Raw genomic sequence first — 12,838 nt, 5'->3', positions numbered from 1 at the left:
TCATGATGCGAATCGGCCACGGTTTCGATGTGCACCGCTTCGGCGACGGCGACCACCTGAAGATCGGTGGCGTCGCCATTCCCCACTCGCATGGCTTCGTTGCCCACTCCGATGGCGACGTCCTGCTGCATGCGATCTGCGATGCCCTGCTCGGCGCCTGTGCCCTGGGCGACATCGGCCGCCATTTCCCGGATGATGACCCAACCTGGGCCGGTGCCGACAGCCGCATGCTGCTGCGCCATGTAATGGCGTTGGTCGCCGAGCGGGGCTGGCGCCTGGGTAACCTGGACGCCACGGTGATCGCCCAGGCACCGCGCATGGCGCCGCACATCGACGCCATGGCCGCCCATATCGCCGAGGACCTGAACGTCGAGCGCGGTGCAGTCAACGTCAAGGCGACCACCACCGAACGACTCGGCTTCGCCGGCCGTGGAGAAGGCATTGCCGCCGAGGCGGTGATCCTGTTGGTGGAGCACGCGCATGACTGAGACGCGCCCCGTCTGGCCGCCATGCTGGCCGCGTACCCTCGATGCCCGTTTCGGTCCGCCTTGCCCCGGGGCCTACCGGGCACGTCCCGAGGACTTCCAGGTGGAGGAAGTCCTCGGCTTCGCGCCGGAAGGGCAGGGGGAGCATCTCTGGCTATGGGTCGAGAAGCGTGACATGACCACTGCCATGGTGGCGCGGGAGCTGGCACGGGCCTGCGAGGTCGCGCCTCGAGCGGTCGGCTACGCGGGCCTGAAGGATCGCGTAGCTGTGACCCGGCAATGGTTCTCAGTCCATCTGCCCGGCCGCGAGACACCGGCCGACCTGCCGGCTCGCCTGGCGGGGCAGTCCCTGGCGCTGCTGGAGACCCATCGCCATCCGCGTAAACTGAAGCGCGGCGTGCATCGCGGCAACCGCTTTCGCCTGCGACTGACCGGTGAGGTCACGACTGACCCTGAACTCGACGAGCGCTGGGCGTGGCTATGCCGGCACGGGGTGCCCAACTACTTCGGCCCCCAGCGTTTTGGCCCCGATGGCCGCAACCTGCACCGGGCAGCATCGTTGCTGTCGCGCGGCTGGCGAAAGCGTGACGATCCCCAGGGGATGCTACTCTCGGCGGCGCGCAGTTATCTGTTCAACGTTCAACTGGCGGCACGTATCGAGCGGGATACATGGGGCTCGCCGCTCGAGGGCGAGGCTGTGATCCTGGAGGGCACGAGTAGCCAGTTCGTCATCGAACGGCTCGACGATGAGCTTCGCGACAGGGCGGCGCGCCTGGATATCCACCCCAGCGGCGTGCTGTGGGGGCGCGGCGAATCGGTGGCCCGGGAGGCGGCCCTGGCGCTCGAGCACGAGTCACTGGCGACGCACCAGGTGCTTTGCGAGGGCCTGGAACGCGCCGGGGCACGCCTGGCACGGCGTCCCTTGCGTCTACGCCTGGCCTCCCCAAGCCTCGAACGCGACGCCGAAGGCGCGATATGGCTGTCGTTCGAGTTGCCGCCCGGTGCCTACGCCACCTCGGTATTGCGTGAATTGATCGATCACCCGACCCTGAATTTCCAGCCGCCCCCGGACGGGGGCGACGAACGAGGAGCTGCGGATGCGCCGACTGCTGCTGTCCAATGATGATGGTGTCCATGCCCCCGGCCTGAGGGCGCTGTACGATGCGTTGACCTCGCATGCCCGCCTGCGCGTGGTGGCGCCCGACCGCGACAAGAGCGGTGCCAGCAACTCGCTGACCCTGACGCGACCTCTGGCGCTGACCGCCCTGGAAAATGGCTTCTACAGCGTCGACGGCACGCCGGCGGACTGCGTTTACCTGGGCGTCAACGGCGTCTGGGCGGAGCGCCCGGATCTGGTGATTTCCGGCATCAACCATGGCGGCAACCTCGGCGACGATGTGCTCTATTCCGGCACCGTCGCGGCGGCCATGGAAGGGCGCAATCTGGGCATGACGGCTATCGCCATGTCACTGGTGGGGCGCCACCACTTCGACACGGCCGGCCGGGTGGCGGCGAGCCTGGTCGGCGCCGCCGATCAGCTCTCGTTGCCGCCACGCAGCCTGTTGAACGTCAATGTTCCCGACTTGGCCTGGGAGGAGTTGCGCGGCTTCCGGGTAACCCGGATGGGCTATCGAGGGCCGGCAGCGCGCCCCCTGGAAGTAGAGGATCCGCGTGGCCGCAAGCGTTACTGGATTGCCCCGGTGGGCGAGAACGCCGATGATGGCCCGGATACCGACTTCGCCGCCGTGGAGGCCGGCTTCGTGTCCATCACGCCGCTGCAGACCGACCTGACCCGGCATGCGGCGCGCGACGACGTGCAGGATTGGTTGAATGCACTTACCTGACCTTCACCCCGGCCTGCTGCAAGGCATCGGCATGACCTCGCAGCGGACCCGAAATCGCATGGTGGAGCGCCTGGCCTATCAGGGCATTCGCGATCAGCGCGTGCTGGAGGTGATGACCCGGGCGCCGCGCCACTTGTTCCTCGATGAGGCGCTTTCTCACCGCGCCTACGAGGATACGTCCCTGCCCATCGGGCATGGCCAAACCCTGTCGCGCCCCTGGATCGTGGCACGCATGAGCGAGCTGGTCGTCCAGGCCGAGCCGACCCGGGTGCTGGAAATCGGTACCGGCTCTGGCTACCAGACATTGATATTGTCACGATTGGTCGAGGAACTCTGGTCGGTGGAGCGCATCAATGCACTGCATCGCCGCGCCGGCGAGCGGCTGCGGCTGCTCGAAGCGGGCAATGTCCAGTTGCGACTGGCCGACGGGGGCCACGGCTGGCCCGAGGCGGTACCCTTTGATGTCATCCTGCTGACGGCCTGCGCCAGCGAAATGCCCATGCCATTGCTGGCTCAACTGGCCGATGGCGGTGTCATGATTGCGCCAGTGGCGGACAAAGGCGGGCGTCAATGGCTCGTGCGGGTACGTCGCAACGGGAATCAGTTCGAGCGAGAGAGATTGGAGCCGGTACGTTTTGTGCCGTTGCTGGAAGGAGTCATTCGTTGAAGCGTCATTTTAGTCTCTTGCTCAAGGGGGCCGGCATAGGAGCCGCCGATGCGGTGCCCGGGGTCTCGGGCGGTACCATCGCCTTCATTACCGGTATCTATGAAGAATTGATCCACACCATCGAGCGTTTCGGCCCGGGGGCCATTGGCGTATGGCGCCGCCATGGGCTGGTCGCTCTGGTCGAGTATCTCAACCTGCGTTTTCTGGTGCCCCTGCTGGTCGGTATCGCGCTCAGCCTGATCAGCATCGCGCATCTGGTCGTGTGGTTGATGGATGTGCAGCCGAGGTTGCTCGATGGCTTCTTTTTCGGCCTGGTCGCCGCTTCGGCGCTGGTTGTCTGGCGTCATCCCGTGGCGTGGCGATGGTGGTACCTGGTGCCGCTGGTCCTCGGGCTGCTGCTGGCGCAATGGTTGCCTGCCCTGATGCCCTGGGTATCGCAATTGGGCAGCATGAACCTGATGCTGGCGGCGGGAGGTGCCATCGCCATCAGTGCATTGCTGCTGCCGGGGGTTTCCGGCAGTTTTCTGCTGCTGACGATGGGACTTTATGGCACCGTGATGGAAGGCGTGCGGAGTTTCGACGTGGGCTTGCTCGCCGTGTTCGGTAGTGGCTGCCTGGTCGGGTTGTTCGTCTTCTCGCGTTTGCTGTCCAGGTTGCTTCGGCATTGCCGCGGCGCCACGCTGCAAATGCTGGTTGGCTTCATTCTGGGATCGTTGCCGACCCTCTGGCCCTGGCGTCAACTGGCGTCTTATCAACTTGGGCCGGATGGGCAGATGATCCCGCTGGAGTATCATTATCTTACCCCGGGAAACTTCGGTGTAGTTACCGGTGATCCCGTCCAGTTACCGGCCGTGCTGGCTTTGATGCTGGTTGGGGCCGGACTGGTGCTGTGCGTTGATCGCTTCAACCGCGGCGGTGATACATCACGAACCGGTGGGCGTGATAGCGTAGACAAGGACAAGGAGGATGGTTCCAATGCATAAGGGGCTGCTGATCTCGGGGCTCGCGCTGGCACTGGCCGGTTGTGCCACATCCCAGAGCGAGGCGCCGCCGGTACAGGTCGAGGATCTGTCGGCCGGCCGGGCGGCGTCGACACCCGCTGAATATACCGTCAAGTCCGGTGATACCTTGTATGGGATCGCCTGGCAACACGACATGGATTATCGCGACCTGGCCGAGATGAACGACATCGGCCCTCCCTACAGCATCCAGCCCGGCCAGCGGTTGAGGCTGGGCGGCGAAGGCGGCCCGGTCCGTCAAGGCACGGCGTCGGCCGATGCCCAGCGTGATGGTGCCGAGGGGGCCGCCGTGGCCAGTGGCGTGGCGGCTGCCGGTGCCGTGGCCAGCGGCACCCAGGGTGGCGGAACCAGTGGCGGCGAGGATGGCTCGCTGGACTGGCTGCTGCCCGAGGACGCCGCCTCTGACGGCTCGGCGAGCGCCGATGGAGCGGATGCCGGTGTACCTGGCCCCGTCTATGAGGATGGGGAAGACGCGTCATCCTCCGAAGATGATGCGGCGTCGGATGACCGCGCTGCGGACGACGACGAAAGCGATAGTAACGGTGACAGCGATAGCGAGTCGGCCGACTCCGAAGCTGACGAGAGTTCCTCCGACGCCGAGGCACAGGCGAGCGAGACCGCCGCGACCGAAGAGCCCGCTGCGGCTTCCCGGGATACGCAAAGCGAAGAACCGCGCCGCTACACTCCGGCCGACAAGGTCGCTTGGCAGTGGCCGACGGATGGCGGTGTCGTGGGCAATTACGGTGAGGGCGATAGTATCACTGCCGGCATTGATATCGATGGTCAAAAGGGGCAACCTGTCAAGGCAGCCGGGCCAGGTATCGTGGTGTATGCGGGCAGCGGGGTACGCGGCTACGGCAACCTGATCCTGCTCAAGCACAATGACGAGTACCTGAGTGCTTATGCCCACAACGACACCCTGCGTGTGAAGGAGAACGATGTGGTCCAGGCCGGTGAAGTGATCGCCACCATGGGCGACAGCGATGCCCAGGATGTCAGGCTGCACTTCGAGGTTCGCAAGGATGGCCAGCCTCAGGATCCCCTGGAGTATCTGCCCGCACGTTGAATGGCGTGTCCAGCGAGCCTCTCTCGGGAAATGCTGAATAAATAGCCGAGCATAGTGAAGCGCAAGGCGTCCGGAGCACAGAAAGCGAGACATAACATGAGGTTAGGCGAGCTTTTGAGCACCGCGTAACGCAGCGATTTGCATGCGTAGGCGTTTATACAGTGTTTCCCTCGTATCGCCACCGGAGCGTCATACAATAATAATCTCGGGCATTGATCGTGAGCAGCGTGATGAACGATGTCCAGCCGCAACCATGGGGTAGTAATCGATGAGCATGCTTGAACGGGACCTTCAGGATGTGAATCTGGAGTCGGCCGCCGAGGCGGATGACGACGCCGTCGAGACGGTGGAGGTAGAAGCCGGCGCCACCGATGACAGTGACGAGGCCTTCGAGAAGGCGCTTAGCCGCGAGGATCGTCATAACCATCACAGCCTGGATGCCACGCAGATCTACCTCAACGAGATCGGCTTCTCGCCACTGCTGACGCCCGAGGAGGAGGTCCACTACGGGCGTCTCGCTCGCCAGGGCGATCCGCAGGGGCGTTCGCGGATGATCGAGTCCAATCTGCGCCTGGTGGTCAAGATCGCGCGGCGTTATCTCAATCGTGGCCTGACCCTGCTCGACCTGATCGAGGAAGGCAATCTAGGGTTGATTCGCGCCGTCGAGAAGTTCGATCCTGAGCGTGGTTTCCGCTTTTCCACCTATGCCACCTGGTGGATTCGTCAGACGATCGAGCGGGCCTTGATGAACCAGACCCGCACCATTCGCCTGCCCATCCATGTGGTCAAGGAGCTCAACATCTACCTGAGGGCAGCGCGAGAGCTGACCCAGAAGCTCGATCATGAAGCCACCGCCGAGGAAATCGCCGACCACCTCGACAAGCCGGTGGCAAGTGTCAAGAAAATGATGGGGCTCAACGAGCGGGTTTCCTCGGTGGATTACCCGGTGGGCAGCGAAAGCGACAAGCCATTGATCGAGACGCTCGCCGACACTAATGACCTGGGGCCCGAGTCCACTCTGGTGGATGGCGACGTCAAGCAGCATGTCGACGACTGGCTGGCCGAACTGACGGATAAGCAGCGCGAAGTGGTGGTACGACGCTTCGGGTTGCGTGGCCACGAGGCTTCGACGCTGGAGCAGGTTGGCGAGGAGATTGGCCTGACCCGTGAGCGTGTTCGCCAGATTCAGGTCGAGGCGCTGAAGAAACTGCGTCGCATGCTCGACAAGCAAGGGCTCGATCTGGACGCCATCTTCGAATAATCGAACGTTGCGAAGCGCCAAGAAAAGCCAGGACGTTGTCCTGGCTTTTTTCTTTTACAAAGAATAATAGACTGGAAATTTTTAGGATATTAGGTTGATAGCCTACCTGGTGTTGGTAATTTGGTGTCTTGTTCGGCAATAGGTGTGGCATCTTGATGCCCGATCGCCAATCAGGATTTTCTCTCGTATCCCACCCCAATGGAGTGCCCCATGGCTCGACCCCTGCGTGCCGACATCGACCTCGATGCCCTGCGCCACAACTATCGTCTCGCCCGGGATCTGGCGCCGGACAGCCGGTCGCTGGCGGTTCTGAAGGCTGATGCCTATGGCCACGGCCTGGTGCCTTGCGCCCGTACGCTGGAAGGATTGGCGCCAGCCTTCGCCGTGGCCTGCCTCGAAGAGGCGGAAGCCCTGCGCGACGGCGGTGTCACGGCACCGATCGTCCTGCTGGAGGGGATCTTCTCGGCCGATGAGCTGGCGCGGGTGGAAGCGCTGAAGTTGGGGACGGTGGTGCACAGCGACTGGCAGGTCGAGGCGTTGCTCTCCCATCTACCGGCAGAGCCGATTCCCACCTGGGTCAAGGTCGATTCCGGCATGCATCGCCTGGGATTTGCTCCCGAACGGGCGGCATCGGTCTGGGCGAGCCTGAGCGCCGCCCCGGCGCAGGTGTGCGGCCTGCATCTGATGAGCCACTTCGCTACTGCCGATCATGCTGACACGGCCTACTTCGAGCACCAGATGCGCACCCTGAACGCGCTTGCCGAGACACTGAACGCGCCTACCTGCCTGGCCAATTCGCCGGCGACCCTGGCCCGGCCGGAGAGTCACGGTGCCTGGAATCGCCCGGGCGTCATGCTCTATGGCAGCGATCCCCTCGAGGACTCCAACTCGGCGAGTCGCGCGCTGGAGCCGGTGATGACGCTGCGATCTGAACTCATTGCCGTGCGCGACCTGGACGAGGACGAACCGGTCGGCTATGGCGGTCGCTGGCGGGCCCCGCGCCCGTCACGCATCGGTGTGGTGGCCTGCGGTTATGGTGATGGTTACGACCGTCATGCCATCGATGGCACGCCGGCTCTGGTCGCCGGGCGTCGTACGACCCTTGTCGGCAAGGTCTCCATGGACATGCTCACGGTGGATCTCACCGACATTCCCGAGGCCGATATCGGCAGCGAGGTGGTGCTGTGGGGCCGCGCCGCCAATGGCGAGGTGCTCTCGGTGGACGAGGTGGCCCACCATTGCGACACCATCAGCTACACGCTGCTGACCGGGGTGCTGCCGAGGGTGCCCAGGCGGTATCATGGCGGCTGAATCCGAGTGTGAGAGCCCCATGTCCGAGCAAGTTTCCTCGAGTCGCTTTCTTCATCCCCGTTACTGGCTGACCTGGGTGGCGATTGGCACCATGCATGTCGGCGCCTGGTTGCCCTGGCGACTCAAGCTATGGGTCGGCAAGCTCATCGGGCTTGCTGCCTGGCGCTTCGCCAAGCGGCGACGCCGCATTGCCGAGACCAATATCCGGTTGTGCTTTCCGGAGTTCGATGAGACGCGGCAACAGCGGCTGGTCAAGGATGCCTTCATCGCCAACGGCATCGGCATCCTGGAGACGGCCACCGGTTGGTGCCGTGACCCCGAGCACCTGCGTCATCGCGTCGTCTTCGAAGGGCAGGAATACATGGCCCGAGTGCAGGCCGAGGGCAAGGGCGCGCTGATCATCGGCATTCACTTCTCGACCCTGGATCTCGGCGGCGCCCTGCATTCGCTGTTCTTTCCCGCTGACGTGGTCTATCGGCCCCACGACAACGCCCTGTTCGAACGTTTCATGACCCGGGCGCGCAATCGCATCTTCGGCACCGCCATCGACCGCCACGACCTGCGGGGCGTGGTACGCCGCATCAAGACGGGACATCATGTCTGGTATTCGCCGGATCAGGACTTCGGCCGCGAGGCCAGTGTGTTCGCGCCCTTCTTCGGTGTGGAAGCGGCGACCATCAAGCTCACCGCCAAGATCGCCCGCATGACTGGAGCACCGGTCATGCCCTTGATCTTCCACCGCAATCCCGACGGTTACACCTACCGCCTGGAATACCTGCCGGCCCTGGAAGATTTCCCCACCGGCGACGAAGTGGCAGACGCTGCCCGCATCAACGCCGTCATCGAGGCCGCCATCCGCCGCCATCCCGAGCAGTACCTGTGGCTGCATCGGCGCTTCAAGACACGGCCCAACAAAAGCGACCCCAAGCTATATGATGTGTGAGCTGAGGGGCCGCTTATGGGCAGGCCCGTGGCGCTACGCCGGTCGATGGCATGCGCCGCGGTCACGGTGACCGTGCGTCCAGGCTATCTGGCAGATTCAGCCGGTGGTAGCCCTGGCTCAACCGCTGGTTGACGAACGTTCGGTCCAGCGCGTGTCGGCTGTTCTCGTCGAGGCACTCGACGACCCGATCGGCAAATTGCTGAAGGGTGGCGAGGTATGGCGAATCGGTGGTGACCGAGAGCGATTTCAATGCCTTGAGCAGCCCCAGCAGAATGCTCTGATCCTCCATTCCATAATGGAGAATGGGCGTCAGCAGGCGATGTAGAAGGCTGTCGAAGGACTCCAGTCGCCAGCAGACACGCACTTTACCATGGCTGTCCAGTAATCGATTGGCCATCCTCGTGTCCAGGTAATGGCTCAGCAGGTCGGTGATGCGATGGAGGCACAAGCGGGCAGTGCCGGGGTCGTTGATGCCGGGAGACAGCGCCTTGATGGCGATCTCCATCAGTTGGCTCATGCCGTGCGCGAAGTGCTCCCCCACGGACTCTCCGTCCAGTTGGATCAGTGTCTCGAGAAAGGAAGTGCGCCACTTTTCATCAGGCGCCTGCTCGCCTTCAAGGCGAGCGATCGGCTGGCCTTTCAGCACATAGTCGCCAAACTGGAAGTCGAGGTGTATGACCCCGCCGATACGTTCGGCCAATTCGGCCATGGCGGGCAAGTCGGCGCTCTGGATATATCCGGCCTCGCCGGCATGCAGCTCATGGCAGGGGGCTTGCAGGGACGGCGTGATGGGCTGGTACTGCCATCGGTCTTCCTTTTCTCTGTCATGGCGCTGCTTCATCGAGGACAGGGTGTCGGTATGCAGGCTGCTGATGACGGCATCGACTTGAATCGACTGTGACACGTTGTGGATGAAGTAGACGAACAGTGCCAGACAATGCAGCACCATGACACAGGCGGCATACACGGCAATGGAGCGCCACATGCGGTCACCGTCGAGCGAGTAGGGCACGATCAGCAGCATCAGGATAAACAGGATGGTGCCGAGATAGTGGCCGAGAACCAGCTGATGGCGGCGGGCGGAGATCAGTCCGAACACCAGCTTGTGGGAAAAATTGGCTCCGGCCTGGGACAGTACCGACATGACCATCGAGAAACTGAATACCACCAACGAGATCATGCCGCCGAGCAGTGCCGTGAGCAGCGATTGCGCACCACCAGGGTCTTCGAGGCCCAGCTCCTTGATGACCGTCGGCAGGAAGTCGCTGGTCACCGGCGGTAGCAATGCCAGCAGCCCGAGGACGGCATAGAACAGTGCCGCCAGTGTCGGCAGGTAGGCAATGCTACTGGCAAAGCGCTTGAACAGCATGATGGGGTGAAACAACAGCATGAGGTTCCCTCCCCGGGCAGGGCGTGGTCAGCCGTTGATAGGCAGTGTCTCTCTTATGCAGTGAGTTGTGATCGAGCGCAAGTGAACGGTTGTGACGGCACAGCAATGAATGCCAGAGGGCTGGAGGAATAATGGTGTGAACACGGCGACTGTCATGGCGAGGCCGCCAGGGGACGGTAACCATAGAAAAACCCCCAAAGGCACGAGGCCTTGGGGGTTCACAACTTACGGCTTAAAGCTTGCCGCTTAAGGCTACCGACTGGCGAAGCCGGTCAAGCGTCGATGCGCTTGTACTTCATCCGGTGCGGTGTGTCGTCGCCCACACGCTTCTTGTGATCCGCCTCGTACTCCGTGTAGTTGCCTTCAAAGAACACCACCTGGGAATCCCCTTCGAAGGCGAGGATGTGCGTGGCGATGCGGTCGAGGAACCAGCGGTCGTGGGAGATCACCAGGGCACAGCCGGGGAAGGCCAGCAGGGCTTCCTCGAGGGCGCGCAGGGTCTCGATGTCCAGGTCGTTGGACGGCTCGTCGAGCAGCAGCACGTTGGCGCCCTGCTTGAGGGTCTGGGCGAGCTGCAGGCGACCGCGCTCGCCGCCGGAGAGGTCCGAGAGGCGCTTTTGCTGGTCGTTGCCCTTGAAGTTGAAGCGTCCCACATAGGCGCGTGACGAGACTTCATAGCCGTTGATGTTGAGGATGTCCTGGCCGTCGGAGACCGCCTCCCACACCGTCTGCTTGTTGTCCAGATCGTCGCGCAACTGCTCGACGTAGGCGATGTCCACGGTCTCGCCCTTGATCACGTCGCCAGCATCGGGCGTTTCCGTGCCCTCGATCAGCTTGAACAGGGTCGACTTGCCCGCGCCGTTGCCGCCGACCAGGCCGACGATGGCACCGGGGGGCACGGTGAAGCTCAGGTCGTCGTAGAGCAGCTTGTCGTCGAAGCGCTTGGAGACGCCATGGAACTCGATGACCTTGTCGCCGAGACGTGGCCCCGGTGGGATGTAGATCTCGTTGGTCTCGTTGCGCTGCTGGACCTCGCCGGACTGCAGTTCCTCGAAGCGGTTGAGGCGCGCCTTGCTCTTGGCCTGGCGCCCCTTGGCGTTGGAGCGAACCCACTCGAGCTCGTGCTTGATGGCCTTCTGGCGGGAGGCTTCCTGCTTGGCTTCCTGGGCGAGGCGTTTTTCCTTGGCTTCCAGCCATTGGGAATAGTTGCCCTCGAAGGGAATGCCTTCGCCGCGGTCCAGCTCCAGGATCCAGCCGGCCACGTTGTCGAGGAAGTAACGGTCGTGGGTGATGGCTACCACGGTGCCGTTGTAGTCGTGCAGGAAGCGCTCCAGCCAGGCCACCGATTCGGCATCAAGGTGGTTGGTCGGCTCATCCAGCAGCAGCATGTCGGGGCTGGAGAGCAGCAGGCGACACAGCGCCACGCGACGACGTTCACCACCGGAAAGATTGCCGACCCTGGCCTCCCAGGGCGGCAGGCGAAGGGCTTCGGCGGCCACTTCAAGCTTGCGCTCCAGGTTGTGGGCATCGGCGGCCTCGATGATGTTCTCCAGGCGCGCCTGCTCGGTGGCCAGGGCATCGAAGTCGGCATCCGGCTCGGCATAGGCGGCGTAGACGGCGTCGAGCTTCTCCTGGGCCTCCTTGATGTCGCCCAGGGCTTCCTCCACGGTCTCGCGGACGTTCTTGTCGTCGTCGAGTTCGGGCTCCTGGGGCAGGTAGCCGACCTTCATGTTCGGCATCGGGCGGGCTTCGCCCTCGAATTCGGTGTCGACACCGGCCATGATGCGCAGCAGGGTCGACTTGCCGGCACCGTTGAGGCCGAGCACGCCGATCTTGGCGCCCGGGAAGAAGGACAGGGAAATGTCCTTGAGAATCTGTTTCTTGGGGGGCACGACCTTGCCCACCCGATTCATGGTGTAGACGTATTGCGCCATGGAATCTCACTAGGGTTGGAGGTTCGGGGTTGGAGCACTCGCTGGCCCTGATGATAGTGGTCGGGCGATGGAAAGGCTAGACCGCATCGACTGCTCGTTACCTGCGTATCCCGCAATGCTCCTGCCATGTAGGGCGGTCGTCATTCCTCTTCGTCCAGGCTCCAGTCGTCACCGATGGCGCGTTGCAGGCGCCGCTCCTCAAGTAGATCTTCCAGGCGTCGTCGGGCACGCAGTCGCTCGGCGCGGCTGGCCGGGCGTTCAGGGGTGGTGTCGGCATCGTCGTCGACGTCCTGTTCGGAATCGTCGTAGTACTCGTCGTGAAGAGAATCGGGGCGCATGCGAACTCCTCCCATGGCCAATCGCGGTCTTTGCCACCCGCTGTGCCGGGCCTCAAGCCGGCGATCAACGTGGGCATCTGCCGGCTATATAAGACGAGATCTCGCGCAGTGCAAGCCCCGTTGTGGAAAGGCGCGCGACGAGGTGGCCGGAAAGAGCTCGATTGACGCTGTGCCGGCGTCTCTGCTTGGCGGTAACATGGGGTGAAATCCACGCGGCAGTCGAGGTCGTATGTCCCGTATTCGCATTCACTACTGTACCCAGTGCCAGTGGTTGCTGCGCAGTGCCTGGTACGCGCAGGAGCTGCTTTCCACCTTCGGCGAGGCGCTCGAGGAAGTGGCGCTGGCGCCGTCTCATGGCGGCCATTTCGAGATTTTCTTCGATGAAGAGAGCCTCTGGGAGCGCAAGCGCGACGAGGGCTTTCCCGACAGCAAGACCCTGAAGCGGATGGTGCGCGACCGGCTGGATCCGGAGCGCGACCTGGGGCATGTCGATCGATAATGTGCTACGAGCTACGAGCTACGAGCTACGAGCTACGAGCTACGAGCTACGAGCTACGAGCTACGAGCTACGAGCTACGAG

At 63.3% G+C, this 12,838-nt stretch carries 13 protein-coding genes; 10 read left to right on the top strand and 3 right to left on the bottom strand.

The annotated features are described in order from the left end of the window. Positions 1-5: 5 nt before the first annotated feature. From ispF to lpxL, 9 genes are all read left to right on the top strand, one after another. Complete coding sequence (gene ispF, locus FZZ93_RS17160; RefSeq protein ID WP_149323543.1) at positions 6-488, top strand: 2-C-methyl-D-erythritol 2,4-cyclodiphosphate synthase; 483 nt, start codon at positions 6-8, stop codon at positions 486-488. Then, positions 481-1,608, top strand: a complete 1,128-nt coding sequence (gene truD, locus FZZ93_RS17155; protein ID WP_149323518.1) for a tRNA pseudouridine(13) synthase TruD — start codon at positions 481-483, stop codon at positions 1,606-1,608. The genes ispF and truD overlap by 8 nt, the downstream gene beginning before the upstream one ends. After that, on the top strand, positions 1,583-2,329 hold the full coding sequence (gene surE / locus FZZ93_RS17150; protein WP_149323517.1) for a 5'/3'-nucleotidase SurE: 747 nt from the start codon (positions 1,583-1,585) through the stop codon (positions 2,327-2,329). Before truD ends, surE begins: the two co-directional genes overlap by 26 nt. Then, complete coding sequence (locus FZZ93_RS17145; protein ID WP_149323516.1) at positions 2,316-2,996, top strand: protein-L-isoaspartate(D-aspartate) O-methyltransferase; 681 nt, start codon at positions 2,316-2,318, stop codon at positions 2,994-2,996. Before surE ends, FZZ93_RS17145 begins: the two co-directional genes overlap by 14 nt. Then, positions 2,993-3,979 carry a DUF368 domain-containing protein gene (locus FZZ93_RS17140; protein WP_246146273.1) on the top strand — a complete coding sequence of 329 codons (987 nt, stop codon included), beginning with the start codon at positions 2,993-2,995 and terminating at the stop codon, positions 3,977-3,979. Before FZZ93_RS17145 ends, FZZ93_RS17140 begins: the two co-directional genes overlap by 4 nt. Further along, on the top strand, positions 3,963-5,081 hold the full coding sequence (locus FZZ93_RS17135; RefSeq protein ID WP_309676073.1) for a peptidoglycan DD-metalloendopeptidase family protein: 1,119 nt from the start codon (positions 3,963-3,965) through the stop codon (positions 5,079-5,081). The genes FZZ93_RS17140 and FZZ93_RS17135 overlap by 17 nt, the downstream gene beginning before the upstream one ends. A 268-nt stretch (positions 5,082-5,349) precedes the next feature. Then, on the top strand, positions 5,350-6,342 hold the full coding sequence (gene rpoS, locus FZZ93_RS17130; protein ID WP_149323515.1) for an RNA polymerase sigma factor RpoS: 993 nt from the start codon (positions 5,350-5,352) through the stop codon (positions 6,340-6,342). A gap of 210 nt (positions 6,343-6,552) precedes the next feature. After that, positions 6,553-7,653, top strand: a complete 1,101-nt coding sequence (gene alr, locus FZZ93_RS17125) for an alanine racemase (protein ID WP_149323514.1) — start codon at positions 6,553-6,555, stop codon at positions 7,651-7,653. Positions 7,654-7,672: 19 nt separating this feature from the next. Continuing rightward, entirely contained in the window at positions 7,673-8,596 is a 924-nt protein-coding gene (lpxL, locus tag FZZ93_RS17120; protein WP_149323513.1) for an LpxL/LpxP family Kdo(2)-lipid IV(A) lauroyl/palmitoleoyl acyltransferase, read from the top strand. A 61-nt stretch (positions 8,597-8,657) separates the two neighbouring features. On the opposite strand, the gene FZZ93_RS17115 is transcribed toward lpxL, so the two are convergent. From FZZ93_RS17115 to FZZ93_RS17105, 3 genes are all read right to left on the bottom strand, one after another. Next, the gene (locus FZZ93_RS17115) at positions 8,658-9,986 is read right to left on the bottom strand and encodes a DUF2254 domain-containing protein (protein WP_149323512.1); all 1,329 of its coding nucleotides are present in this window, start codon (positions 9,984-9,986) and stop codon (positions 8,658-8,660) included. Positions 9,987-10,258: 272 nt separating this feature from the next. Then, a complete protein-coding gene (gene ettA / locus FZZ93_RS17110) occupies positions 10,259-11,920 on the bottom strand; it encodes an energy-dependent translational throttle protein EttA (protein WP_149323511.1) in 1,662 nt (553 codons plus the stop codon). 140 nt (positions 11,921-12,060) lie between these two features. After that, positions 12,061-12,258, bottom strand: a complete 198-nt coding sequence (locus tag FZZ93_RS17105) for a PA3496 family putative envelope integrity protein (protein WP_149323510.1) — start codon at positions 12,256-12,258, stop codon at positions 12,061-12,063. A gap of 229 nt (positions 12,259-12,487) precedes the next feature. Between FZZ93_RS17105 and FZZ93_RS17100 the strand changes: the two genes are divergently transcribed. Further along, positions 12,488-12,757, top strand: coding sequence for an Rdx family protein (locus tag FZZ93_RS17100; protein ID WP_149323509.1), 270 nt, complete (start codon positions 12,488-12,490; stop codon positions 12,755-12,757). The last annotated feature ends 81 nt before the right edge of the window (positions 12,758-12,838 follow it).

It is taken from the genome of Halomonas eurihalina, assembly GCF_008274785.1.
Lineage (GTDB): Bacteria > Pseudomonadota > Gammaproteobacteria > Pseudomonadales > Halomonadaceae > Halomonas > Halomonas eurihalina.
This window is presented reverse-complemented; position numbering and strand designations above follow the sequence as displayed.

What these genes read in the sequence shown, in the direction of transcription:
- FZZ93_RS17105 (WP_149323510.1), bottom strand. Translation starts at nt 12,258, where the DNA reads ATGCGCCCCGATTCTCTTCACGACGAGTACTACGACGATTCCGAACAG.
- rpoS (WP_149323515.1), top strand. Translation starts at nt 5,350, where the DNA reads ATGAGCATGCTTGAACGGGACCTTCAGGATGTGAATCTGGAGTCGGCC.
- FZZ93_RS17100 (WP_149323509.1), top strand. Translation starts at nt 12,488, where the DNA reads ATGTCCCGTATTCGCATTCACTACTGTACCCAGTGCCAGTGGTTGCTG.
- FZZ93_RS17145 (WP_149323516.1), top strand. Translation starts at nt 2,316, where the DNA reads ATGCACTTACCTGACCTTCACCCCGGCCTGCTGCAAGGCATCGGCATG.
- ettA (WP_149323511.1), bottom strand. Translation starts at nt 11,920, where the DNA reads ATGGCGCAATACGTCTACACCATGAATCGGGTGGGCAAGGTCGTGCCC.
- alr (WP_149323514.1), top strand. Translation starts at nt 6,553, where the DNA reads ATGGCTCGACCCCTGCGTGCCGACATCGACCTCGATGCCCTGCGCCAC.
- FZZ93_RS17115 (WP_149323512.1), bottom strand. Translation starts at nt 9,986, where the DNA reads ATGCTGTTGTTTCACCCCATCATGCTGTTCAAGCGCTTTGCCAGTAGC.
- surE (WP_149323517.1), top strand. Translation starts at nt 1,583, where the DNA reads ATGCGCCGACTGCTGCTGTCCAATGATGATGGTGTCCATGCCCCCGGC.
- truD (WP_149323518.1), top strand. Translation starts at nt 481, where the DNA reads ATGACTGAGACGCGCCCCGTCTGGCCGCCATGCTGGCCGCGTACCCTC.
- FZZ93_RS17135 (WP_309676073.1), top strand. Translation starts at nt 3,963, where the DNA reads ATGGTTCCAATGCATAAGGGGCTGCTGATCTCGGGGCTCGCGCTGGCA.
- lpxL (WP_149323513.1), top strand. Translation starts at nt 7,673, where the DNA reads ATGTCCGAGCAAGTTTCCTCGAGTCGCTTTCTTCATCCCCGTTACTGG.
- ispF (WP_149323543.1), top strand. Translation starts at nt 6, where the DNA reads ATGCGAATCGGCCACGGTTTCGATGTGCACCGCTTCGGCGACGGCGAC.